Origin of the sequence: Bradyrhizobium agreste, from assembly GCF_016031625.1 — a bacterium.
Classification (GTDB): Bacteria; Pseudomonadota; Alphaproteobacteria; order Rhizobiales; family Xanthobacteraceae; genus Bradyrhizobium; species Bradyrhizobium agreste.
Genome location: NZ_JACCHP010000006.1, coordinates 147,043 through 170,947, shown reverse-complemented (window position 1 = coordinate 170,947; position 23,905 = coordinate 147,043). Strand labels below are relative to the sequence as shown.

The window sequence follows — 23,905 nt, the reverse complement described above, 5'->3', positions numbered from 1 at the left end:
GCGCCGCCGGGCTAGTTCGGCGGCTGCAGGCCCGGCGACCTCAGCCACTCGCTCATCTGCGATCCCGTTTCCGCCTGACGTGCCTTGCGCAGGATCTCGTCGCGCGCCGCGCCGGGCGGAAGCAAGCTCGCCTGTTCGCGCAGGCGCTCCGCCTCGGCGGCCAGCCGCGCTTCCAGAGTGTCGACTTGCTTGAACCGATGTCGCGTCCTCATCAGGCGTCCTCCTGGTGCATGAGGTCGAGCGCGTCGTTGCGTTCCGACGGGTGTTGATGCCAGGCTGCACGCACAGCCTCGCAAAGGATCTAACGTTCCAGAAAGGGAACGGTTGCCTGTTACGGCGAAAAGACCGGAGCTAGGATTCCTCGTTGTCGCGGCGCGCCCTGATCTCGGAGCGAAGCATGGCGCTGTCCATAATGGCCAAACGCAAATCGTTCACGGCCTCGCCATAGCGTCCCGCAACTTGTCTGTGCTGCTCCCGGAGGGCGCGGCTCTCTTCGATAGCGCGTGTTGCGCGGGCAAACAGGGTGTCTGGCATCAGCCATCCTGCAACAGTGCTCCCGAGCGCGCCTTTGCATAGGTTACTCAAATTGCGCCAACGGCTCGAAAAGCGTCGCCGATTAACTTGGATCAAGCCGCCACGACGCCGCCGGACCGTCCTCAACCACGCGCCGGTAACCCGGAACGACGGAACGCCGTCAGCGGACCGCTTCGGTCGTCCGGTAGAGCCGCAGATAGCTCGGCGAATACAGCGCCGCGTTCTTGAGCGCATCGAGGTCGGGGATCGTCAGCGTCCGCTCGCGCAGCACGACCAGGCCCGCGGCGCGCAGCTCCTGGAGCGTCCGATTGAGGTGAACGACGGAAAGCCCGGTGGCATCGGCAAGATCCATTTGCGTCACCGGCATGAGGCAGGAATTGCCGTCGACCATTCCCACCGGTCGAAGCCGCTCGAGGATTTCGCAGAACAGATGCGCCACGCGCTCGAGCGCGACGCGGCGGCCAAGATTGATTGCCCATTCGCGCTGGATTGCGCTGCTGAGCAGCGTCTCGCACCAGAACGCTTCCGAAAGCGTGGGGTTGTTGGCCAGGAGGCTCTCGAAGCGGGCGCGCTTGATCTCGGCATAGACCGCAGGCGTCAGCGCCACGATCGAATGGTCCATCTCCGAGAGCAGGTAGGCATGCGCATCGCAGCTTTCGCCCGGGAAGATGAAATTCACGATCTGCCGCCGGCCGTCCTCCAGCATCTTGTAGCGGCCGAGCCAGCCCGACAACAGCACGCGGACGGCATCGACGGGATCACCCTCGGCGATCAGGTCCTCGCCCGATCCGGCACGTTGCAGGCCTTCGAGCAGGGCGTATTCGAGCAACGCGCGAGCCTCGCTCGACAACGGCCGCAGCGCGCTCAGCCGGCGGATGACCGGCTCCACGACGCTGCGATCGGCTGTCGACAACGGCATCAGGCGGCCACCACCGGCGTGTGGAAGGCGCGCTTGGTCAGGGGGATGGTGATCGTGCATTGCAGCCCCGCAGGATTGAATACCATCGTGGTCTGCCCCTTCAGCTCGAACGCCAGTGTGCGCTCCAGAAGCTCGGTCCCAAAGCCCTTTCGCGGTCCTGTCGTGACAGCGGGTCCGCCGCGCTCCCGCCACTCGAAGACCAGCTCCGCCGGATCGGTGCTTTCGTCGATGCGCCAGGTCACCTCGATGCGCCCGCTCGGCTGACTGAGCGCTCCGTATTTGAGCGCATTGGTCGCGAGCTCGTGGATGGCGAGCGCGAAGGTTTCGGCGGCCTTGGGCTGGAAGCGGACCCTGGGCCCCGAGACCCGCATCTGCTCGCCTTCGCGGGCATTATAGGCGAGCAATTCCTCGACCACGAGATATTCCAGATCGACGCCGCCTTCGGGATCGCGCGTCACCAGCGCCTGGGTGCGGGCGAAGGCGTTGAGACGGCCGTCGAGGTGGGAGGCGTATTCTTCCACGGTCGAGCTCGTTTCCGCCGAGCGGCGCGCGATCGAGCGCACCACGCCGAGCGTGTTGCGAACCCGGTGCTGGAGCTCGGCGAGCAGCAGGCGCTGCCGCTCCTCGGCACGGGTGATTGCGGTGACGTCGATGAAGGTGATAACGACGCCCGCGATGAAATTGTCGATGCTGCGATATGGCAGGATGCGCACGATGTAACGCGTGCCGCTGTCCGGCGCGCTCAGCTCGCGCTCGACGCTGGCGAGCGTGCGCAGAACGCGGCGAACGTCATCATAGAGCTCCTCGATCGGGATACGCGCCTTGATATGGCTGATCGGCCGCCCCGTATCGGTCTCGACGAGATGCAGGAGCTGGGTGATCGCCGGCGTGAAGTTCATCACGCGCAGATCGTTGTCGAGGAACACCGTCGCGATCTGCGTGCTCTCGAGAAAATTCTTGAGGTCGCTGGTGGCACGCGTCAGCTCCTGAACGCGGTGCGCCAGCTCGCCGTTGACGGTGGTCAGCTCCTCATTGACGGACTGCAGCTCCTCGCGCGAGGTTTCCAGCTCCTCGTTGGCCGACTGCAACTCCTCATTCAGCGATTGATATTCCTCGTTCGAGGATTTCAACTCCTCGTTGGTGCTTTCGAGCTCCTCGATCGTCGCCTGGAGGCGCTCGCGGGTCGCACGCAGCTCGCTCTCAAGGCGCTCGACATGCTCGGTGCGCACCAGCGCGTTGGGATTGGACTGGTCGGCCTCGATGGTCCGCGCCGGGCCGTCCTTGAACAGGACCACGAAATTGCGGTGGCCGCCGGCGCCCTCCTGGATCGGCTCGACCGTAATGTCCACCAGCATGCGGTGACCGTTCACCCCGAGTTGAACCTGCTCGGCATGGACGGTCTCGTTGGTCTCGGCGGCGCGACTGAGCGCGGTGCGCAATTCCAGCCGCAGATCGCGATGGACGAGCTGCATCAGGTCGAGCGTGGCGGCGCCGGCGGTCGGCTCGATATAGCGACCGGTGCGCCCGGAGAAATGCAGAACCTGGAAATGGTCGTCGGTGATGACATAGGCCGGCGCGTAGCGCTCGGCGATGCGCTGGGCGCGCCGCTCGAGGCCGACGTCGGGGCCGAAGGCGCGCGTTGCGGGCACTTCGACCGGCACCCGGCCGGCCGTGGTGGTGATCGGAAATTCCGGCGGCAGCCGCGTTCCGGTGTCCAGCTTCTTGAAGATCCGGGCACGGCGGTCGATCGGCGCGAACAGCTTGGGATGCCGGGTCACGTTCTCGGAATTGCCGAGGAACAGGTAGCGCTCCGGCAACAGCGCGAAGTGGAACAGCGGTATCACCCGGTTCTGCAGCTCGGCATTGAGATAGATCAGCAGATTGCGGCAGGAAACGAGATCGAGCTTGGAAAACGGCGCATCCTTGATAACATTGTGCTGCGAGAAGATGCACATCTCGCGCAGCTCTTTCACGACGCAGAAGGTATCGCCCTCGCGCACGAACCAGCGGGCCAGCCGCTCGCTGGTCATGTCCGCCTCGATGTTGGTGCGATAGCGGCCGACGCGCGCGGTTGCCAGCGCCCGCCCATCGATATCGGTGGCGAAGATCTGGACCTGCGGCACGGAGTCCATCCGCGCCATGTGCTCGCGCAAGAGAATGCCGATCGAGTAGGCTTCCTCGCCCGTGGCGCAGCCGAGCACCCAGACGCGGACCTGCTGGCCTGCGCCCTTGCCCTCGAAGATCTTCGGAATGATCTGCGTCTCCAGCACCTCGAACTCGCGCTTGTCGCGGAAGAATTCGGTGACGCCGATCAGGAGGTCATTGAAGAGGTGCTGAGCTTCGTCCTTGTCGTTCCGAAGGAAATCGACATAGGCGGCAATGTCGTCGATCCGGACCACCTGCATGCGCCGCTGCACGCGGCGCAGGAAGGTATTCTGCTTGTAGCCGTGGAAATCGTTGCCGGTCTTGTTGCGCAGGATGTCGGCGATGCGCGACAGCGAGGTGGCAGCCGCCGCCAGAACCTCGTCGAAGCCCTGCTTTTCCTCCAGACGCCTGAGATGGCGGGCATAGACCTGGATATGCTCGGGGATATCCTCGGGCGGCAGCACGTAATCGGCGATCGCCGCAGGCGTGTTGCCGTTGAGATGCCCGGCCTCGTCTGCGTCTCCAATCCTCTCGGCAATAGCGAGGCCGCCGTGATCCTTCAGTGTCGCCGTGCCCAGCGTCCCGTCGCCCCCGGTGCCCGCAAGGATGACGCCGATGGACTGCTCTGCCCGCTCCTCTGCCAGCGAGACCAGGAAGCTGTCGATTGTGGCGCGTTCGCCGGGCGCCTGCTCCGCCTTGCGGATTGCGAATCGATCACCCTGAATGGTGGTGATCATGGCTGGTGGACACAGATAGATGGTGCCGCCTTCGATCGGACGGCCGTCGTCGATCTCGGCGAGCTTGCCGCCATCGGGCGCCTGAAGGATCCCGCGCAACCGCTGCTCGTCGTAAGTCTCGTGATACTGAAGCGCCAGCACGATGGCCTGATCGGCGCCGACAGTCAGCTTGCCGAAGAACCGCTCGATGCTGTCAAGAGCTCCAGGCGAAGCGCCGACCCCTATGATCAGAGGAGTCTTGACCTGGCGCTCTCCTTGGACCGGCTGGTCGCCGACATCATGCATGGCTCTGGTGGCTCTCGTTCGCTCCCGGGACCAACGGGCGCCCGGCTCCTGCAAATAGCAGAAATCGATATTATCCCAACACATTAAACACAGAAATGTCCCCGGCCTTTCAGCGTCGTCAGCTCCGGCCGGCTCTGCATACGCCAAGGCGCTCTGGAGGAACCCGCGATGCCAGTCTCCAAGGAGCGCACCACCCTGATCAGGCGCCCCGAGCGCGCCACCGCGGGCACTCGCCGCCTGCTAGCCGGAAGCGAGCGCTGGCGCCGCTGCGCGGAGTGGCAGCTCGATGCCATGTTCGTCGACCTCAGCGCAGAGTTCGGGAGACCTGCCGCGCGCTCCAACTAGCCCGCCGCGACCTCCTGCCGGAGATACTCGATCCGCTCCTCGATCAGGACGCGGTGCCGCTCCCACTCGACCAAGGTCTGCCTGAGCAAGTCGACCAGCCGCTCCGCCTGGCGCGTGTCGTGTCCGCCGGCCATGAGCTCACGCACGCGATCTTCCTGATCGCGGATGCGCTTCCAGCCCTCCTCGATGTCCTTATCGGCTTTCACCAGGAGGCTCTGCTCGGCATTGAGCTGCGCGGTGCGTTCGGCAAGGGAAATGGCCATGGCCAAGCCTTCAAGCCTCCCGTTCGCCGATGGGAGGATCGAGCGACTTTAGCACGACACGCCGGATCATGTCGGCATATTCGCGGTATTCGCGTGACCGAGCCTCGTACATCTCCGCGACGGCAGCGCGCCCGCTGCGACGGCCGTCCGCTGCCATGCGCTGCACAAGCTCCGCGCGCTCCTCGATGATGCGCAGGGCCACGCGCAGGGCTTCGTCAACGCGCCCCTCCTGTTCCTTGGCGAGCGCGTCGGCCGTGAAGCCGTGCCCCACCTGGCAGCGGAAGCGCATGGGGCGCGCGTCCCTGACTTCCGAGAGCACGCCGCCGCACGCCGGGCAGGTCAGCGCGACAGGTTCGGCAACCGCAACGAGAGTGTCGCTGCCGACGCGCTCCCCGGCCGCAATTTCCACCTCGAGCCTTATCTCGGGCGGAATGGGCAGCGCGGCGCCGGCCTGCTCCCTGACCAGTTCGGACAGCACGTCACCCATGGTGGCGCCGGGAACGCAAAGGTCGACCGTGGTCGCCTCCATGGCGCGCCGCGGCATCTCGTCGGAGATCGCATCGGCGGGGTCCTGCACCACGGCCAAGCCGCCGCAGCGCTTGATGGCGTTGAGGCCGGCCGCACCGTCGGATAACAGGCCGCTCAGGAGCACGCCGATGACGCGCGGACCGTGATAGAGTGCGGCGGAGCGGAACAGGGCATCGATCGCCGGCCGGACCATGTTCTCGCGCGGCCCGCGCCCGAGAAAGATGCGGTCCTCCGCGACGAGAAGGTGATGGTCCGGCGCACCCAGGTAGATCTGACCGGGCTCGATCTTCATGCCGTTTTCGGCCTGCCGCACCGGGAGCGGCCCGGCATTGCTGGCGACGGTGGAGAGGATGCCAATGCCCTGCGCCGGGATGTGCAGCACAACGAAGACGGCGGCCGGCAAATCTGCAGGCAGGCGACCCAGGATCTGCTTCAATGGCGCGGTCGCTCCGGCCGAGCCTCCAATGACAATGATGTCGCGGTTGCTCATGGAACCCGTCTCCAATTGCATCGTTTGCAGTTTGCATCAAGGCGGACCGCCGGCCTATGTTCCTATGCTTGGAGGCCGAGACAGCATGGCGACATCGTCGCATCGAGGCGCGGAGCTCAAGGGGCGCCGCATCTTCGTCGTCGAGGACGAGTATTTTCTCGCCGACGATATCGGCAAGACGTTCCGCGCCATGGGCGCGGAGATCGCCGGTCCCGTCGGCCATCTCGAAGACGCGCTCAAGATCCTGCACGACGGCAGCGTTCTGGATGCCGCCGTGCTCGACGTCAACATCCGCAGCGAGATGATCTTTCCGATCGCCCGCGAACTGAGGGCACGGAACGTGCCCTTCCTCTTCACCACGGGGTACGACAAGATCACGCTCGGTCCTGAGTTTCAGGACGTGCCGCTGCTGGAAAAACCGATCGATCTTCCGGCGATGGCACAGAAGCTGGCTGGACTTATCGGCGCGTCCAGGGCTTGATCACGCAACGAGGCGTGTTCCTTCGCCTTCTTCGCAAGACTCAAGGAACGCTCGATGATCTACGCACCCAATTCTACTGTCGACAAGCAGCTCGTGAAACATTCCCGCGATCTGGTTCGCAAGGCGATAGCATTGCTGCGCAAGAGCGATCATCTCGTCACTGAGCACCGCCTGCGCGATGAGCGCGGGGAAGCGCAAACCATGCCGCCGCGCCATGACGAGCGGAAATCCGGTCAAGACCGCTGACTTGGTCTTGGCTGATCGCGGTCAGAAGACATGCGCGAAGGCAAGCCAGACGGTCACCGCCACGCATAGGATAATTGCGGCGTAAGGTAGCGCGATGCGCAAGGCGACAAGCTCCCCCACTTCAGCTCATCATCATCCAGATGATTGCCACCATCATCACGAGAAAACCCGTAACCGCAGTCGCGACAAAGGCCTGTTCGATACGATCCATCGCCATCGCAGCCCCCGCTTGGTCCAGCTCTTACAATTTGACGGTTTGAGGGCCGCGCCGCATTAGGCTATGTGAATCGAAGGTCTCGTTTCTCCGCCTCACCCCCCGCAAAGCGGTCGCGCCGCTCCGTAAGATTACGAGCGCGTCGCCTTACGATCTTGCGGTACCGGGCTCCGCCATCTTGCGATGCTGCTTGGCCAGCATCTCGTTCGGCGTGACGTTCGCGACCGTCGCCTGGATCTTGTTCTTCAGCCCGGTGACAATGTCGGCTTCCCCGCGCATCATCGCATCGAAGCCGGCCTTGGCAACATCGTAGGCGCCGTCCTTCCTGTCGGTGCCGACCTTGGTGTCCATCATGTCGGCGCGGCGGAAGAACTCGGTCTCGGTCGCACCCGGCATCAGGCAGGTCACCGTGACGCCGCTGTCGCGCAGCTCCTCGCGCAGCGCAAACGAGAATGAATCGAGGAACGCCTTGCTGGCGTTGTAGGCGGCCTGGAAACTGCCCGGCATGAAGCCGGCGATCGAGCCGGTGATCAGGATGCGGCCGGCATTGCGGCGAAGCATCTCATTGCCGACGCGATGGATCAGATACAGCGTGCCGGTAATGTTGGTGTCGATGAGGTGTTTCACCCTGGCAAAGTCCTGGTCGAGGAAAGCCTTGCCGAGGCCGATCCCGGCATTGGCCAGCAGCGCATCGATCGGCCGGTCGCCGATCGCGGCGCAGAGCTTGTCGACGCCCTCGGTGGTGGCGAGATCGGCCTCGACCGGCTCCACGCTGCCGCCGAGCCGGCGCAGATCGACGGCCACCTGCTCGATCTGGGACTCGTCGGCCGCGATCACGAGGTTGAACCCGGCCTGCGCGCAGCATCGTGCGAGTTCCAGACCGATTCCGGTTGAGGCGCCTGTGACAATGGCGAGTTGATTGGCGGACATGCGGCAAATCCTTGCAATTGAGCGCTTGGAATCGAGGTGATCACGCTCAATCGCCGCCCTGCTCTCCCGTTCCAATTTGCGCAGTGCGAAGAATTAGCACGATAGCAACCAATCGTTCGTGCCTGGACTTAGATGGCACGTGGCTCAACCGGGAGGACGGACGATGAAGGCGCTGGTCTGGCACGGCAAGGAGGACATCAGGTGCGACACCGTCACCGACCCCGAAATCCAGGATCCGCGTGATGCCATCATCAAGGTGACGAGCTGCGCCATTTGCGGCTCCGACCTGCACCTGTTTCACAACTTCATCCCGGGCATGCTGCCCGGCGACATCATGGGCCACGAGACCATGGGCGAAGTGGTCGAGGTCGGCTCGGGCGTCGACGGCAAGCTGAAGAAGGGTGACCGCATCGTCGTGCCGTTCACGATCATTTGCGGTGAATGCGACCAGTGCAAGCGCGGCAATTTCTCGGTGTGCGAGACCACCAACCGCAAGCGTCACCTGGCCGACAAGGTGTTCGGGCACACGACGGCGGGCCTGTTCGGCTACACGCATCTGACCGGCGGCTATCCCGGCGGCCAGGCTGAATATCTCCGCGTGCCGTTTGCCGACGCCACCCACATCAAGGTGCCCCCAGGCATGCCCGACGAGCAATTGCTGTTCCTCAGCGACATCTTCCCGACCGGCTGGCAGGCCGCGGTGCAATGCGACATCGAGCCGACCGATACGGTCGCGATCTGGGGCTGTGGCCCGGTCGGGCAGATGGCGATCCGCAGCGCCATCCTGCTCGGCGCCAACCAGGTGATCGCGATCGACTGCCTGCCGGAGCGGCTCAGCATGGCGGAAGCCGGCGGCGCCACCACGATCAACTTCGAGACCGAGAGCGTGGTGGAGCGGCTCCAGGAGCTGACCGACGGCAAGGGCCCGGAAAAATGCATTGATTGCGTCGGCATGGAGGCGCATGTGATGCCATCGCTGCCCGACACCCTGCTCGATCGCGCCAAGCAGATGGTGATGGCCGAGAGCGACCGGCCCCACGTGCTGCGCGAGATGATCTATGTCTGCCGTCCCGGCGGCATCATCTCGGTGGCAGGCGTGTACAGCGGCCTGTCCGACATGCTCCCGATGGGCGCTTTCATGAACAAGGGCCTGACGATGCGGACCGGCCAGACCCACGTCAACCGCTGGACCGACGACCTGCTCCGCCGCATCGAAGAGGGCGAGATCGATCCGTCCTTCGTCATCACCCACACCGTCCCGCTCGCCCAGGGACCGGAGATGTACCAGGTGTTTCGCGACAAGCGCGATTCCTGCGTCAAGGTCGTGCTGAAGCCCTGAAGGAGCCAGCCATGTTTCACTTCTCCAACATCGTGCGCACCAAGGGCGACCCCAAGATCGTCGAGGGCGGACCGAGCCTGAAGCAGCCGGCGGACCAGCTCGCGCGCGCGCTCGGCTGGTTCAGCATCGGTCTCGGCGTGGTCGAATTGTTCGCGCCAAGGCGCGTCACGCGCACGCTGGGCATGGAAGGCCATGAGACGCTGGTCCGCGCCTTCGGCATGCGCGAGATCCTCGCCGGGATCATGTCGCTCTCGGTCGACAAGAACGCCGGTCTGTGGGCCCGCGTCGGCGGCGACGGCCTCGATGCCGCCGCGCTGCTGTCCGGGCTGACGGCGGACAATCCCAAGAAGGGCAATATCGCGCTGGCGCTGCTGATGGTCGGCGGCATCGCCGTGCTCGACTACCGTGCCGCGCAGGACACCAAGCCGCGCCGCCCGCCGCGCGATGCACGGCGCAAGCTCTATCCGAACCGCAGCGGCTTTCCCAAGGGCATCGAGAGCGCCCGAACTGCGGCAAGGCAGATCGCGGCCCATGCCAAGACAAACGAGGTGAAGCAAGGTGATGAGCGTCGAGTCCCGTGACGAAGCTCCGTGGTGGGAATCCGCCGTCATCTACGAGATCGCGCCGATCTCCTTTCAGGACTCGAACGGCGACGGCAAGGGCGACCTTGCCGGCCTCATGTCGCGCATCGATTACCTGAAGTGGCTCGGCGTCGACGCGGTTTGGCTGACGCCGATCTACAAAAGCCCCTTCCGCGACCTCGGTTACGACATCTCCGACTATTGTTCGATCGATCCCGTCTTCGGCAGCCTCGAGGAGTTCGATCGCCTGCTCGAGGCGCTGCACGCCGCGGGCATTCGGCTGATCCTCGACCTCGTGCCCAATCATACCGCGAACGACCACGCATGGTTCGTCGAGAGCGCGAGCTCGCGCAACAGCGCGAAAGCAGATTGGTACATCTGGGCCGATCCTGCCGAGAACGGCGGGCCGCCCAACAATTGGCTGAGCCGGTTCGGCGGCAGCGGCTGGGAATGGTGCGAGGCGCGGCGGCAATATTACTATCATTCCTTCCTGGTGGAGCAGCCCGACCTCAACTGGCGCAACCCGCAAGTGCGCGCCGCGATCGCCGACGCCATGCGGTTCTGGCTCGACCGCGGCGTCGACGGCTTTCGCGTCGACGCCAGCGCCGTCCTGATCAAGGACCGGCTCTTGCGCGACAATCCGCCGAACCCGAACGCCGAAGGCAAGCCGCCGCCGCAGCGGCATACGACGGTGTTCACCGACGACCGGCCTGAAACGATGGATTGCATCGAGTTCATCCGCGAGGTGATTGATTCCTATCCCGGGCGGATGCTGTGCGGCGAGGTCCAGGGCAAGACCGACCGCATCGGCCATTTCTACGGCAACGACCGGCCGCGCCTGCACTTGCCGCTCAATTTCGCCCTACTTGATTCCGAGTGGGACGTCCTCTCGCTGCAGGCAACGATCGACGCCTATCTCAACGCCATCCCGGACGATGGCTGGCCGGTCTGGGTCATCGGCGGCCACGACAAGCAGCGGATCGCGAGCAAGATCGGCGAGGCGCAGATGCGCGTGCTGGCGATGCTGCTGATGACGCTGCGGGGAACGCCGTTCTTCTTCATGGGTGACGAGATCGGCCGCAAGCGCGTGCCGATCCCGCCCGACCGCGTCCGTGATCCCTTCGATAAGCTCGTGCCCGGCTATGGTCTGTGCCGCGATTCCGAGCGCGCACCGATGCGATGGGATGACAGTCCGGACGGCGGCTTCACCACGGGTCATCCATGGCTGCCGCTGGAGCCATCCGATGGTGCGGCCAACATCGCCGCACAGCAGCGCGACGAGCGCTCGATCCTCGCTCTGTTTCGCGCGCTGATGGCGCTGCGGCGCAAGCATGCCGGCCTGCAACGGGGCGAATACGAACCGCTGCGGTCGCAGAACAATGTCCTGGCCTACAAGCGGAGGGATTGCCATAGCGAGATCCTGGTCGCGCTCAATATCGCGGCCGAACCGCGGAAATTCCATTGGCAAGGTCGCGGCCGTATCTTGATGTCGACGCATTTGGATCGGCCGCCCGAGCCGGTGCCGGATGCGTCCATCCTGCTCCGGGGCAACGAAGGCGTGATCATCGCGCTCGAACCTCGGTGACGTCAGGAGGAACCATCCGCGTCGCGAGGAGTCTGATCAATGCTTCCGGCGCCTCCCCCCGCCGCCGGAGGCAATTTGCAAGACCGCAGCCCCGGCGCCCACGCCCCCCTTCAGGCGCCGGGGCGGTGTGAGCCCGACGGCAGGACATAACGGAGGCAGCTCATGGGCAAGACCAAAGGTCTGCAGCAGCGGATCGCCGGCAAGACCAAGCAGGCCGTCGGCGAGATCATTGGCGACCAGGATCTGCATGATGATGGCAAGGCGCAAGCCGAGCGCGGGCGCGCCGAACAGGACAAGCCGAGCGAGCTCAATCCGCTGAAGAAGCTCAAGCAGCTGACGTGAACGCAGAGCCGCGACCAGCACTCGCGGCGTGGCGCACCACCGGCGAGCGGCGTTCGCGCTGGATGGCCGCGGCCGCACTCGGCCTGATCAGCAGCACTTTCTCGACCATCGTCAGCCAGCTCTTCGCGGCCCGCATCGGCCGCGATGCGGCGGTCGACTGGATGACGGTGGCCGCAATTCCCGCGCGCGACTGGGCGATCAGCTCCGAGCCATCCTGGAGCGCAATCCTGGCCGGGATCGCCTTTCACCAATGGGCCGATTTTTCCTGGGCGCTGGTCTTCTTTGGCGTGCTCGGACGCTGGACGGCCGACTTGCGGCCGACGATGATCCTGCTGCTGGCGCTGCCCTGGACCGCGTTCTCTTCAGGCATGGAATGGTTCGTGCTGGTGCCGCTGTTTCCCTTCTGGCAACCGTTGTTCACGCTGCAGCAACCCTACTGGATCGGCCTGCTGGTCCATGGCTCCTCGGCCGTGATGTATCCCCTGTTCGCGCGGCTGCGCTGGAGGCGCCGGACTGCGCCGGCACGCGACGTGCGGTTCACCAATATGTGGATCACCGGCGCGCTGGCCGTGATTGCGCTGCTTGGGGCGGTCGCATTGTTCGGCAATCATGGCTACGAGCCGCCGTGGATGGGCCGCGACAGGGATCAAGACCAGGCCTACATCCGTCACATGACCGCGCATCATGCCCAGGGCATCGAGCTGGCACGGACGGCTGCCGAGCGCGCGCAGGATCCGCATCTGCGGAAGCTCGCGATGCTGATGGTGGCGAGCCAGACCGGAGAGAACCAGATCTTCGAGAATTGGTGGCTGAGCTGGTTCGACACGGAGATGCCTGATTGCAGCAACGAGGAGCGTGCGGCGATGCCTGGCTTCCTGACGCCGGCCGAGATGCGCCAGGTCAAGACCGCGCCGCCGGACCAGTTCGATATGATGTTCGTCGAGGCGATGAGCCGGCATCACCGCGGTGCGGTCAGGATGGCCGACCGGATGTGGCACAGCCGCGGCGACCCTCGCCTGCGCATCATGGCGCACGCCATCCGCCACGAACAGCAGGGCGAGATCGCGCTGATGCACGGCACGAGCGGCTTCGCCGCCGTCACCACAGGCGTCCGCAACATGTTGGGCGACAACGTCAATTGAGCGCGAGGAACCTTGGATCGCCGAGCCGATTGAGGATCTTAGGTTCCTGAATTCAAGCGATCAGATGCAACGGATGGCCGGCGTTCTCCTTGGTCTTGCAGCTGCCTTGGCCGGGTGCCAACGTGAAGAACGGCAGTTGCGGCTGGATCCACCGATCGCCGACGCGCTCGACAAAATAGCGCTGATGCCGAACCGCATCGGCGGCGCGCCGCCCGACGTCTATTTCGTGCTCGGCAGGCCCTATGAGGTCAACGCCTACAATCTCAGCCAGGGCAAGCGGCTCTATGCTTGGTTCGGCTGCAAGAGCTGCCATGGCGACGGCCGGGGCGGCAGCGGCCCCGGCTTCCTCGACGGCTGGTGGTCCTACGGCCCCGAGATGGTCTCGATCTTCGCCTCGATCCGGGACGGGCGGCCGCATGGCATGCCGGCGTTCGGCGGCAAGATGACGACGGATCAGATCTGGCAGCTCGCCGGCTATGTGCAGACGATCGGCTCCTACGAAGGCAAGACTGCCGCGCCGAGCCGCAACGACGAAAAACAGACCCGACCGGCCGAGAACCGCGCGCCAGCAAAGCTGCTGTTCGATGAAGGCCCCTCGCCCGTCCATCCGGATCAGGGACCGACACCGTGATCCGCCTCCGCCGAGCCTGTTCGAGCGCCCTGCTCGCCGCACAGCTGGCCGGCTGCAGCGGCAATTGGCAATCCGCGCTCGACGCCAGCGGCACCTCCGCGATCTCTCTGAAGCATCTCATCATCCTGATCGTCGCGGTGTGCTCATTGGTCTGGATGCTGGTCATGGTTGCGCTGATCGCCGCCCTGTGGCGAAGCCGCGATGCGCGGCCGGCCTCGCCCGAGCCCGGACGCGAGCGACGGCTGACCGTTGCCGTCACCGGCGCGGTGGTCGCCACGGTTCTCATCATCAGCACCTTCACCATCATGAGCTTCGTCGCGACGCGCGCGCTCAGCGTTGCGGGCCGGGACGAGCTGACGATCCGCGTGCGCGGGCTGCAATGGTGGTGGGGTCTCGAATATATCGGCCCCGATCCGACAAGCCGGTTCGAAACCGCCAACGAGATCCACATCCCGGTCGGCCGCAACGTGCGCCTCAAGCTCGAAGGGCTCGACGTGATCCATTCGTTCTGGGTCCCGAGTCTCGCCGGCAAGCAGGATATTGTGCCCGGCCGTTCCAACGAGCTCACCATCCGCGCCGAACACGCCGGCATCTATCGGGGCCAATGCGCCGAGTTCTGCGGCATGCAGCACGCCCATATGGCGCTGCTGGTGATCGCCGAGCCGCAGGCCGATTACGACACATGGGCGGCAACACAGCGGCAGGCGGCAGCGCGACCGACCGATGAAGAGACCGCGACGGGATTGCAGACATTCCTGGCCAAACCCTGTGCGGCCTGCCACACCATCCGCGGCACGTCCGCGGCCGGCACCACCGGGCCCGATCTCACCCATGTCGGCGGCCGCCGCACCATCGCCGCAGGCCTGTTCGAGACCACGCGCGGCTCGCTCGCCGCCTGGACCGCCGATCCTCAGACCATCAAGCCCGGCAACAACATGCCGATGGTGCCGCTGACGCCCGACGAGTTGCGCGCGGTATCCGCATATCTGGCGAGCCTGAAATGAACCGTCCCGTTGCGGCGCCCGATACGCGCGATATCGATATCGAGCGCACGCGCCTGACCGACGCGCTCGCGGAGACATGGAAGACTCCCTCCGGCATCTGGGGCGCGCTCGCGACCGTGGATCACAAGATCATCGGTCGCCGCTACATCTTCACGGCCTTCGTCTTCCTCGCCCTCGGCGGGGTGCTCGCCGCCTTGATGCGAATTCAGCTCGCCCAGCCGGAGGCCCGCCTGCTCGGTCCCGACCGCTACAACCAGATCTTCACGATGCACGGGGCGAACATGATGTTCCTCTTTGCGGTGCCGGTGATGGAAGCGGTCGCGGTCTATCTCGTGCCGCTGATGGTCGGCACCCGCAACATCGCCTTCCCGCGCCTGAATGCTTTCTCGTACTGGATCTATCTCGCCGGAGGCACGCTGCTCTGGACCGCGTTCGCGCTCGACATGGGGCCCGACGTCGGCTGGTTCGCCTATGTGCCGCTGTCCGGTCCGCAATACGGCGCCGGCAAGCGGGCCGACATCTGGGCGCAGATGATCACCTTCACCGAGATCTCGGCGCTCGCGGTCGCGGTCGAGCTCGTCGTCACCATCTTCAAGCAGCGTGCGCCGGGCATGACGCTCGACCGCATCCCGGTGTTCGTCTGGGCCATGCTGGTGACCTCGTTCCTGGTGATCATGGCGATGCCGGCGATCGTGCTCGAGAGCACCAGCCTGATCCTCGACCGCCTCGTCGGCACGCATTTCTTCAACCCGGCCGAGGGCGGTGACGTGCTGCTCTGGCAGCATCTGTTCTGGTTCTTCGGCCATCCCGAGGTCTACATCATCTTCCTGCCCGCCGCGGGCATGGTCTCGACCATGATCGAGCCGTTCGCGCGGCGGCCGGCCTTCGGTTATCTCGGGCTCGTGATGGCGCTGATCGCCACCGGCATCCTCGCCTTCGGACTGTGGGTGCATCACATGTTCGTGGCGGGGCTGCCGCGGCTCGGCGACAGCTTCTTCACGGCGTCCAGCATGGCGATCGCGATTCCCGCCGGCATCCAGGTGTTCTGCTGGCTTGCAACGCTGTGGGACGGCCGGCTGGTGTTCAAGACGCCCCTCCTCTTCATCATCGGCTTCATCGTCACCTTCGTCATCGGTGGGTTGACCGGCGTGATGGTCGCGTCGGTGCCGTTCGACACCCAGGTGCACGACACTTATTTCGTCGTCGCGCATTTCCACTACGTGCTGATCGGCGGCGCCGTGTTTCCGTTGCTTGCCGCCATCCACTACTGGTTTCCCAAGCTGACCGGACGGATGATGAGCGAGGCGCTCGGCCAGTGGTCGTTCTGGCTGATCTTCGTCGGCTTCAACGCGACGTTCTTTCCGATGCATATCCTCGGGCTCGAGGGCATGCCCCGTCGCGTCTACACCTATCAGCCCGATTTGCCCTGGCATGGACTCAACCTGTTCATCAGCCTCAGTGCCGTGATCCTCATTGCCGGCTTTCTGCTGTTCTTCATCAATGCCATCAGGAGCGCGCGCGTCGGCGAGGTTGCGCTGGACAATCCCTGGGATGCGCCGACCCTGGAATGGGCGACCACATCCCCTCCGCCGAGCTACAATTTCGCGATGATCCCGGTCGTCGGCAGCCTGCACCCCCTGTGGGACGATCGCGATAGCCTCGCCGTCGCCAACGGCCTTCGCACCGATCGCCGCGAGCTGGTCGTGACCACGCTGGCGGCAGCCGAACCGCAGGCGCGCGAAGCTTCGCCGCGAAATTCGATCTGGCCGCTGTGGGCGGCGATTGCGACCGCGATCATGCTGATCTGGTCGATCTTCTCGCCCTGGGCCGTGGTCTGGGGCTCCGTCCCCGTCGCGGTCGCACTGATCGGCTGGTTCTGGCCCAAGGGCGCGCCGGAGGACGAGTCATGAGAGAGAAGATCGTGCTCGATCTCGCCAAATTACCCCTGCACGGGATGGGCACAGCGAGCGTCACCTGGTGGGGCACGCTCGCCTTCATGCTGATCGAAGGCACCGGCTTCGCACTCGCGATCGCCATCTACCTCTACCTGATGAGCCTGGCGACGGCCTGGCCGATCAATGCACCGCCGCCCGATCTGCTCCCGGGCACGCTGGTGACGCTGGTCCTGCTGGCCAGCCTCGTCCCCAACATCCTGGTCTCGCGCTGGGCCGAGCAGCAGGACCTGCGCAAGGTGCGGCTCGGGATGGTGATCATGTCGATCGTCGGCATCGTTCCGCTGGTCGTGCGCGTCTTCGAATTCCCCGCCCTCAAGGTGAGCTGGGACAGCAACGCCTACGGCTCGGTGGTGTGGACCTTGCTCGGCCTCCACACCACCCACATCATCACCGACCTCGTCGACACGCTGGTGCTGGCGGCGCTGATGGTCACGCGGCACGGCCGGAACCCGCGGAGGTTCGGCGACGTCCAGGACAACGCCATGTATTGGAACTTTGTCGTCGCGACCTGGCTTCCGATCTACGGCTGCATCTATTGGTTGGCACGGCTATGAGCGCGTCGAAACTCCTCACCCATCTCTCGGTCTGGGCGGGCCTCTGGCTCGCGCCGCTGGTGTGGGCCGCGAACATGCAGCTCGGGCAGATCCTTCCCTATGCCGATTGCCGCTCGCAGCTGCACGCCTCGGCCATGACCTCGTTCGTCGGTGCGGCACTCACGATCGCGTCTGGCCTCGCATCATGGCTCACGCCACGGAAGCTGACCGCCGACCGCGAGGAGCACCGGGCCAATGCCGATTTCGGCAGCGCCGTCAGTGCGCTCTCCGCAGGCCTCTTCACATTCGCCCTGCTGATGCAGGGCATCGCTGCCATGGTGTTAACCGGATGCGAAAGATAACCGTCTCCGCGATCGCTTGCTCGATACCGCAGGCGGTCTATGCCCATGGTTCGGCGCCGCAGGCTGCGGCACCGGGCTGGACGATCGACCCGTGGATTGTCACACCGCTGGTGCTTTTCGGCCTGATGTACGGCATCGGCAGGCTCATGCTGGCACGGAAGGGCCGCAAGGGCATCGCGCAGGGTGTCATATGCGGCGCGGGCTGGCTTGCGCTGGCAGCCGCGTTGGTGTCGCCACTGCACTGGCTCGGCGAGCGCCTGCTCTCGTTCCACATGATCGAGCACGAGATCCTGATGGCGGTGGCGGCTCCGCTGCTCGTGATCGCAAGGCCGGTCGGCCCGTTGCTGTGGTCGCTGCCGCGCCGGGCGCGGCTCGCGGTCGGCCGGGCGATGCGGCATCCGCTCGCCACGCGGCTCTGGAGCTTGCTGAGCGCTGGCGGCAACGCCACGCTGCTGCATGGGATCGCGATCTGGGCCTGGCATGTGCCTGTGCTGTTCGACGCGGCGGTGGAGAATGTCCTCCTACACCGGATGCAGCATCTGAGCTTCTTCCTGACCGCGGTGCTGTTCTGGTGGTCGGTGTTCCGGCGCAGCCAGACCGGCAGCGCGGCCTGGCATGTCTTCGTCACCATGCTGCACACGAGCATCCTCGGTGCGCTGATGGCACTGGCCCCGCGCCTGCTCTATCGGCAGCAAGCCGACGTTGCGGCGGCCTGGGGCTTGACGCCGCTCGAGGACCAGCAACTGGCCGGCATCATCATGTGGGTGCCGGCAGGAACGATCTATGCCGGCGCTGCGCTGACGCTGATCGCGCTTTGGATCCGGCGGGCCGGGCAAGGCAGGGAGCGAGCCGATGCGCTTCACGCGCTCTAGATGGATGACGCTCTTGATCGTCCTGGCAGGTCTCGTCGCCGCCGCGGCTGCGGCAGGCTTCGCCTGGAGCGAGCGTGTCCAAAATCAACGCATCGCCCGCGCCATGACTGGCGGCGATCCGGCCCGGGCGCCCGCCCTGATCCGTCGCTACGGCTGCGCTGGATGCCACACCATTCCAGGGATTCCCGGCGGCGACGGCCAGGTCGGCGCGTCTCTCGCCGATCTCAGGTCGCGCGTCTACATCGCGGGCCTTGCGACCAACACGCCGGACAATCTGGTCCGGTGGATCGTGACGCCGCAGGCGTTCTCGCCGCGGACGGCCATGCCCGCAACCGGCATCACCGAAGCCGAGGCGCGCGACGTCGCGGCCTATCTTTATGCGCAGTGAGAGATTCTCAGGGACTGGGCGTTGGCCGCGCCGGCAGCGATTTCACGAAAGCGGCGATCGCCTCACGGTCGCTTTCAGGCAGCATTGCCAGATTGGTGACGACGGCGGCCATGGACGAGCCGACGCGCCCGTGATTTGGCGTGACGCCAGTCTTCAGCATGTCCGCCAATTGCGCCTCCGACCAGTCGCCGAGCCGCGCGGCTGTGATGTTGGGATAGAAACCGGTGCCCACAGGGTCCTTCCCGCCGGCATAGCGCGTGCTCGTCTTGATGCCGCCGAACATGTCGCGCGAGGAATGGCATTCGGCGCAATGGGCCAACGCTTCGCTGAGATAGCGGCCGCGATTCCATTTTTGGTCGTGAGCCGGATCTGGCGCGATCGGACCGGGCTTGAAATACAGCAACTTCCAGATTCCGACGAAGCGGCGAATCCCGAACAGCGGATTGAGCTCATGATCCGGCGGACGCCCCTTCACCGCGGGCAGCGTTCGCAAATAGGCCATCAAATCCCGCACGTCTTCGGCTCGCATCTGCGCGTAGCTCGCATAGGGAAACACCGGATAATAGTGGCTCCCATCCGGCGACACGCCGCGCAGCAGCGCATTGGCGAGATCCCTGGCGGTCCAGTTCCCGAGGCCATCGTTCCGGTCCGTGGAAATGTTGGGCGCGCGAAAGGTCCCGTAAGGAGACGCGAGCGCGATACCTCCGCCAAGGCGCAAACGATCGGACTGGCCCGGCGAGGCGTGGCAGGACGCACAATCGCCGGCCGCAAACACGAGCTTGCCGCGCTCGGCGTCGCCGCCTGCGTCGGATAATGTCTCCGCCTCGCGCGAGGCGACGCTGTCCGGCGCGGTGATGAACCATACCCCCGCAGCAGCCGCGCATGCCACCAGGAGTGCCGACACCAGCCAGAACCGCCCGCGCATCCGCTTTCCGTGTCCTCCACCGAACCCGCCATCCAGTAACTGAGGCGAACCCCGGCTGTTCCTGCTCGGCGGCGTCCCGCTCCGATCAATCAGATCGATAGGAAAACACGGCAAGTCGAGCTGCTTGCTGCCTCGCCGATACCCGGAGCGAACGTATCAAACGTTAATGCCTTCTGCCGTGGTTATCGGCCACACTTGGAGCCGGGCTATCGGAGATCAAATGCAGGCAGGATTTGCTTTCTCGAAACTCGCCGACCGTCTGACGAGCCTCGCCGAACTGACCCCGGACGATCTCGATCTGCTGGCGGATATGCCGAGCAGCATCGCGCATTTCGGCGCGCATCAGACCATCCTGCGGCACGGCGATGAGGCAACGCAATGCTGCCTGGTGCTTCAGGGATATCTCTCGTGGCAGAATCACGAAAGTGCAGATGGCCAGATCACCGCGATCTGCGTGCCCGGCGACATCGCCAACCTGCAAAGCCTTTATCGCCCGCGCATCGAGGGCAATCTGACCGCGCTCGGGCCCGCAATCGTCGCGCTCGTGCCGCACCGCTTCTTTCGCGAGCTCGCGGTGCGTTCTCCGGCGATGTCGCACGCCCTGCTGTTGATGCTGCTTGCCGATCACGCCATCCAGCGCAACTGGACGGTGAATCTCGGCAGTCGGGATGCATTGACGCGCGTGGCGCATCTGCTCTGCGAGATCACCGTTCGGCTGCAAACCGTCGGCCTCGCCAGAGATTTCAGATTGTCCTCCCCCTTCACCCAGTCCGACCTTGCCGCGGCCTGCAGCATCTCCCCGGTCCATGCCAACCGCACCATCCAGGAGCTGCGCCGCTGCCATCTGCTGCAATGGCAAAGCAAGTCTTTGACCATCACCGACTGGCTAGGCCTGGTCCGGCTCGCCGGCTTCGACCCGACCTACCTGAGCATTCGGTTCGGCGCGGACGATGCTCGGCCGGCGCATGCAAGACCGGTAACGGCCGACGTTGCGGTCGCTTGATCCGCCTCGCGGCTCGATGAAGTCGGATCGTAGCTCCCTACTCCCGCCAGACCTCGGTGAGCTCTTCTGCCGTCATCAGGTCGACCTGACCGTGGAAGCGGGTGCGATACATTGTCATGAGCGCATCGTGGCCGACGTCGGAGGAGCTGCACAGCGCGTCCTCGATGATGACGATCCTGAAGCCGAGATCGACGGCGCTGAGGACCGTCGAGAGCACGCAGACGTCCGTCTCCGCGCCCGATATCACGACGGTGCCGACATTCTTATCGACCAGCAGGCTCGCAAGAGCGGGATTGCTGAACGCGGAATAGGCCGGCTTGTCGATCATTGCTGCCGGCGGAACGAACCGGGCCAAATCCGGCACGAGCTCCAGAGCCGATGATGGCAGATGCCTGCGCGTCGCCTGGCGCCAGCGGCGGAAATAGCTCTGCCATTGGCCGGGACGATCCTCCGGGATCCTGGGGAGTGATGAAGCGTGTGAAGATCGTTCTCTCCGCATGGCGCGCAACGACGGAGACGACCGTCGGCAGGACGCGCTCCATCCAGGGCGTCGCCCAAAGGCCGTCGGGAGCGAAAATGTTCTGCATGTCGATGCACAGGTGAACGGCACCGCTGATGTCGGCAACATCGGACGTAGCGTCCCTCATCGTCCTCCCCCCATCATATGGCCATCATCCAGCATTCACGACGCCGCGATCGGAGCCTCTCGGCCGTCCATGATCTCCGGCGGAACGTCCTTGAACAGGCGGACCGGGACGGACTTGGCGGCGGGGACCTTGCTGCCTTCCGCATAGTGCCAGAGCGGAACGAGCACGTTGCATTCCGGGTAGTAACCCGCAATGCTCCGCCTCGGAATGCCGTAAGGGACGACCTGAAGCTCGCTCAAGCTGCGCGCGATGCCGTCGCCCGCCTCTGTCACCAAGGTCACGGTATCTCCCGATTTCAGTCCGTCCTCTTCCATGTCGGCAGGATTCATGAATACGACATAGCGGCTGCCCTCGATGCCGCGGAAGCGATCGTCTTCCGTATAGATCGTGGTATTGAACTGCCCGTCGGCGCGCATCGTCATCAGCTCATAGACGCCGTCGGTCTCGCGCGGCGGCGCAAAGGCCGCCTTTGGAACGGTGAAATTCGCCTTACCGTTCGGGGTCTTCCACGTCCGCTCGCGAGCCGCGAGCGGCCGCGGAAAGCCGCCGGGCTCGAACATGCGCTTGTTAAAGTCCTTGAACTGGTCGGGATAGGTGCGCTCGATCGCGTCCCGCACTTGCGAATAATCGGCGACCCATGCATCCCAATCGACATTCGGATTGGGCGGCAACGTCGCCTTTGCGAGCGCGGCAATGATCGCCGGTTCCGACAGCAGCCGTTCGGCCACCGGCTTGCGCTGCCCGCGCGAGCCGTGGATGCAGGCGGTGGAATCCTCGATCGACACGGCCTGCGGACCGCTGGCCCGCCGGTCGATCTCGATCCGGCCGAGACACGGCAGGAGATAGGTGACCTCGCCCGGCACGATATGGGTGCGGTTGAGCTTGGTCGCGATCTGCACCGACAGGCGCAGGCCCGACCACGCGGGCTCCATCAACGACCGCTCGGGCACGGCGCGCAGGAAATTGCCGCCGAGGCTGACGAAGCCGCGCACCTTGCTCTTAAGAATAGCCTCGCAGGCGTCGACCGTAGTCAGGCCGTCCGATCGCGGCGGCTCGAAAGAATAGAGCTCGGCAAGCTTGTCGAGCGGCACGAGCTTGGTCTTCTCGGAGATACCGACCGTGCGCTGGCCCTGAACATTGGAGTGGCCCCGGATCGGCGAGATTCCGGCGCCGGGTTTGCCGATATTGCCGCGGAGCAGCAGCAGGTTGACGATCATCCTGGTCGTCTCGACCCCATGCTTGTGCTGGGTGATCCCCATGCCGTAATTGGCGATCACGGCGTTGGCGGCCATGTAGGTATTTGCAGCCTCTCGCAGCGCCATTCGGGAAAGCCCCGAGGCGCGCTCGATCTCGTCCCAGTCCTGCACCCGGCAGAACGCGGCGAATTCCTCGAAGCCTGAGGTATGCTGGTCGATGAACGCGACATCGACGACGCGCAGCCCCCCATTGGCTCGGGCGAGGTCGTCCGCCTCGATCACCCATTTGCAGATGCCGGTAATGGCGGCGGCATCACCGCCGACCCGCACCTGATAATATTGCGAGCTGATGCGCGTGCCGCCAGCGATCATCTGAACCGGATTTTGCGGATTGACGAAGCGCTCCAGGCCGCGCTCCCGGAGCGGATTGAAGGTCATGATCGGGACCCCCCTCTGCGCTGCCTCCTGAAGCGGATGCAGCATGCGCGGTGCATTGGTGGTGGTGTTGTGTCCGAAGAAGAAGATGCAATCGGTGGTCTCGAAGTCCTGCAGCAACACCGTGCCGACCGGAACGCCGATCACCTCCGGCAGCGCCACCGACGTGCTCTCGTGGCACATGTTCGAGCTGTCGGGGAAATTGTTGGTGCCGTACATGCGGCCGAACAATTGATACATGTAGCTCGCTTCGAGCGAGGCGCGGCCGGACGTGTACATGACCACCGAGCGCGGATCGAGCCGGTTCAGCTTAGTGCCGATGTGCCGGAAGGCCTCGTCCCAATCGACCGGCAGGTATCTGTCGCTGGCGCTGTCGTAACGCATCGGCGTCGTCAGGCGCCCCTGCTCCTCCAGCTGATGATCGGACCAGGTTCGCAGCTCGGACAGCGTATGCTGCGCAAAGAACTCGGGCGTCACGGTTTTGCGTGTGATCTCCCAGGCGGTCGCCTTGGCACCGTTCTCGCAGAACTCGAACGGACGCGGCTTGGCCGGCTTGGCCCAGGAGCAGCTCACGCACATGTATCCGTCGGGCTTGTTCTGCTTCAGCAGGATCTCGCTGCCGAGGATCGCAACCTCTTCCTGCGTGAGAATGTGCCCAAGGGCGTTGAGCGAGCCCCACCCGCCGGCCGGACCGTCGTAGTTCTCGACCTTCGCCTTCTGCCGCATGACGTGTCCTTCGATTGCAGGCCCCGCACCCAAACCCGAAATGCCATCGCAAGTTCCTAAGCGTTCGGAACCTTGCGCAGGCTCGCGCGTCATGCTCCGACGCAGGACGAGCATCCATGCAC

The 23,905-nt window shown here is 64.9% G+C and carries 25 protein-coding genes and 1 pseudogene; 16 read left to right on the top strand and 10 right to left on the bottom strand.

From position 1 onward, the window contains the following. Positions 1-11: 11 nt before the first annotated feature. From HZZ13_RS11030 to HZZ13_RS11015, 4 genes are all read right to left on the bottom strand, one after another. Positions 12-212: a hypothetical protein gene (locus HZZ13_RS11030; protein ID WP_197959630.1), complete on the bottom strand. Its 201-nt coding sequence runs from the start codon at positions 210-212 to the stop codon at positions 12-14. Positions 213-351: 139 nt separating this feature from the next. After that, positions 352-534 carry a hypothetical protein gene (locus tag HZZ13_RS11025; protein ID WP_197959629.1) on the bottom strand — a complete coding sequence of 61 codons (183 nt, stop codon included), beginning with the start codon at positions 532-534 and terminating at the stop codon, positions 352-354. A gap of 160 nt (positions 535-694) precedes the next feature. Then, a complete protein-coding gene (locus tag HZZ13_RS11020) occupies positions 695-1,453 on the bottom strand; it encodes a Crp/Fnr family transcriptional regulator (protein WP_197959628.1) in 759 nt (252 codons plus the stop codon). After that, positions 1,453-4,620, bottom strand: a complete 3,168-nt coding sequence (locus HZZ13_RS11015; protein ID WP_197959627.1) for a CheR family methyltransferase — start codon at positions 4,618-4,620, stop codon at positions 1,453-1,455. The genes HZZ13_RS11020 and HZZ13_RS11015 overlap by 1 nt, the downstream gene beginning before the upstream one ends. A gap of 168 nt (positions 4,621-4,788) precedes the next feature. On the opposite strand from HZZ13_RS11015, the gene HZZ13_RS11010 reads away from it, so the two are divergent. Then, a complete protein-coding gene (locus HZZ13_RS11010) occupies positions 4,789-4,965 on the top strand; it encodes a hypothetical protein (RefSeq protein ID WP_197959626.1) in 177 nt (58 codons plus the stop codon). Here the strand turns inward: HZZ13_RS11010 and HZZ13_RS11005 are convergent. Next, a complete protein-coding gene (locus tag HZZ13_RS11005; RefSeq protein WP_197959625.1) occupies positions 4,962-5,228 on the bottom strand; it encodes a hypothetical protein in 267 nt (88 codons plus the stop codon). The genes HZZ13_RS11010 and HZZ13_RS11005 overlap by 4 nt on opposite strands. 10 nt (positions 5,229-5,238) lie before the next feature. Further along, positions 5,239-6,246: a chemotaxis protein CheB gene (locus HZZ13_RS11000; RefSeq protein WP_197959624.1), complete on the bottom strand. Its 1,008-nt coding sequence runs from the start codon at positions 6,244-6,246 to the stop codon at positions 5,239-5,241. 85 nt (positions 6,247-6,331) lie between these two features. Here HZZ13_RS11000 and HZZ13_RS10995 point away from each other — a divergent pair, with 85 nt between their 5' ends. After that, a complete protein-coding gene (locus HZZ13_RS10995) occupies positions 6,332-6,727 on the top strand; it encodes a response regulator (RefSeq protein WP_197959623.1) in 396 nt (131 codons plus the stop codon). Between the two features lie 54 nt (positions 6,728-6,781). Next, on the top strand, positions 6,782-6,973 hold the full coding sequence (locus HZZ13_RS10990) for a hypothetical protein (protein WP_197959622.1): 192 nt from the start codon (positions 6,782-6,784) through the stop codon (positions 6,971-6,973). 361 nt (positions 6,974-7,334) lie between these two features. Here the strand turns inward: HZZ13_RS10990 and HZZ13_RS10985 are convergent, their stop codons facing one another. Further along, positions 7,335-8,117, bottom strand: coding sequence for an SDR family NAD(P)-dependent oxidoreductase (locus tag HZZ13_RS10985; RefSeq protein ID WP_197959621.1), 783 nt, complete (start codon positions 8,115-8,117; stop codon positions 7,335-7,337). Positions 8,118-8,280: 163 nt separating this feature from the next. Here HZZ13_RS10985 and HZZ13_RS10980 point away from each other — a divergent pair, with 163 nt between their 5' ends. The 12 genes from HZZ13_RS10980 to HZZ13_RS10925 all read left to right on the top strand — a co-directional run bounded on the left by HZZ13_RS10980 (position 8,281) and on the right by HZZ13_RS10925 (position 18,851). After that, positions 8,281-9,456: a zinc-dependent alcohol dehydrogenase gene (locus tag HZZ13_RS10980; protein WP_197959620.1), complete on the top strand. Its 1,176-nt coding sequence runs from the start codon at positions 8,281-8,283 to the stop codon at positions 9,454-9,456. An 11-nt stretch (positions 9,457-9,467) separates the two neighbouring features. Next, positions 9,468-10,037 carry a hypothetical protein gene (locus HZZ13_RS10975; protein ID WP_197959619.1) on the top strand — a complete coding sequence of 190 codons (570 nt, stop codon included), beginning with the start codon at positions 9,468-9,470 and terminating at the stop codon, positions 10,035-10,037. Continuing rightward, positions 10,018-11,622 (top strand): alpha-amylase family glycosyl hydrolase, encoded by a 1,605-nt coding sequence (locus tag HZZ13_RS10970; protein ID WP_197959618.1) that lies wholly within the window; start codon positions 10,018-10,020, stop codon positions 11,620-11,622. Before HZZ13_RS10975 ends, HZZ13_RS10970 begins: the two co-directional genes overlap by 20 nt. 162 nt (positions 11,623-11,784) lie before the next feature. Continuing rightward, positions 11,785-11,964, top strand: a complete 180-nt coding sequence (locus HZZ13_RS10965; RefSeq protein WP_172783307.1) for a CsbD family protein — start codon at positions 11,785-11,787, stop codon at positions 11,962-11,964. A 62-nt stretch (positions 11,965-12,026) separates the two neighbouring features. Further along, positions 12,027-13,106 (top strand): DUF305 domain-containing protein, encoded by a 1,080-nt coding sequence (locus HZZ13_RS10960; RefSeq protein ID WP_197959729.1) that lies wholly within the window; start codon positions 12,027-12,029, stop codon positions 13,104-13,106. Positions 13,107-13,179: 73 nt separating this feature from the next. Beyond that, on the top strand, positions 13,180-13,737 hold the full coding sequence (locus tag HZZ13_RS10955; protein WP_197959617.1) for a c-type cytochrome: 558 nt from the start codon (positions 13,180-13,182) through the stop codon (positions 13,735-13,737). After that, on the top strand, positions 13,737-14,741 hold the full coding sequence (coxB, locus tag HZZ13_RS10950; RefSeq protein WP_376707030.1) for a cytochrome c oxidase subunit II: 1,005 nt from the start codon (positions 13,737-13,739) through the stop codon (positions 14,739-14,741). The genes HZZ13_RS10955 and coxB overlap by 1 nt, the downstream gene beginning before the upstream one ends. Continuing rightward, positions 14,738-16,651, top strand: a complete 1,914-nt coding sequence (gene ctaD / locus HZZ13_RS10945) for a cytochrome c oxidase subunit I (protein WP_197959615.1) — start codon at positions 14,738-14,740, stop codon at positions 16,649-16,651. The genes coxB and ctaD overlap by 4 nt, the downstream gene beginning before the upstream one ends. Next, positions 16,648-17,250, top strand: a complete 603-nt coding sequence (locus HZZ13_RS10940) for a cytochrome c oxidase subunit 3 (protein WP_197959614.1) — start codon at positions 16,648-16,650, stop codon at positions 17,248-17,250. The genes ctaD and HZZ13_RS10940 overlap by 4 nt, the downstream gene beginning before the upstream one ends. Further along, positions 17,247-17,591, top strand: coding sequence for a hypothetical protein (locus HZZ13_RS10935; RefSeq protein ID WP_197959613.1), 345 nt, complete (start codon positions 17,247-17,249; stop codon positions 17,589-17,591). The genes HZZ13_RS10940 and HZZ13_RS10935 overlap by 4 nt, the downstream gene beginning before the upstream one ends. Beyond that, positions 17,579-18,463 carry a cytochrome c oxidase assembly protein gene (locus HZZ13_RS10930; RefSeq protein WP_197959612.1) on the top strand — a complete coding sequence of 295 codons (885 nt, stop codon included), beginning with the start codon at positions 17,579-17,581 and terminating at the stop codon, positions 18,461-18,463. Before HZZ13_RS10935 ends, HZZ13_RS10930 begins: the two co-directional genes overlap by 13 nt. Beyond that, a complete protein-coding gene (locus HZZ13_RS10925) occupies positions 18,444-18,851 on the top strand; it encodes a c-type cytochrome (protein ID WP_197959611.1) in 408 nt (135 codons plus the stop codon). Before HZZ13_RS10930 ends, HZZ13_RS10925 begins: the two co-directional genes overlap by 20 nt. 7 nt (positions 18,852-18,858) lie before the next feature. Here HZZ13_RS10925 and HZZ13_RS10920 read toward each other — a convergent pair whose 3' ends face one another. Then, complete coding sequence (locus tag HZZ13_RS10920) at positions 18,859-19,776, bottom strand: c-type cytochrome (RefSeq protein ID WP_197959610.1); 918 nt, start codon at positions 19,774-19,776, stop codon at positions 18,859-18,861. Between the two features lie 220 nt (positions 19,777-19,996). On the opposite strand from HZZ13_RS10920, the gene HZZ13_RS10915 reads away from it, so the two are divergent. Further along, the gene (locus tag HZZ13_RS10915; RefSeq protein ID WP_197959728.1) at positions 19,997-20,779 is read left to right on the top strand and encodes a Crp/Fnr family transcriptional regulator; all 783 of its coding nucleotides are present in this window, start codon (positions 19,997-19,999) and stop codon (positions 20,777-20,779) included. Positions 20,780-20,816: 37 nt separating this feature from the next. On the opposite strand, the pseudogene HZZ13_RS10910 reads toward HZZ13_RS10915, so the two are convergent. Together HZZ13_RS10910 and HZZ13_RS10905 are read right to left on the bottom strand one after the other, a co-directional pair. Next, positions 20,817-21,426 (bottom strand): annotated as a pseudogene (locus HZZ13_RS10910) (cysteine hydrolase family protein). Between the two features lie 35 nt (positions 21,427-21,461). Beyond that, entirely contained in the window at positions 21,462-23,783 is a 2,322-nt protein-coding gene (locus tag HZZ13_RS10905) for an FdhF/YdeP family oxidoreductase (protein ID WP_197959609.1), read from the bottom strand. Between the last annotated feature and the right edge of the window lie 122 nt (positions 23,784-23,905).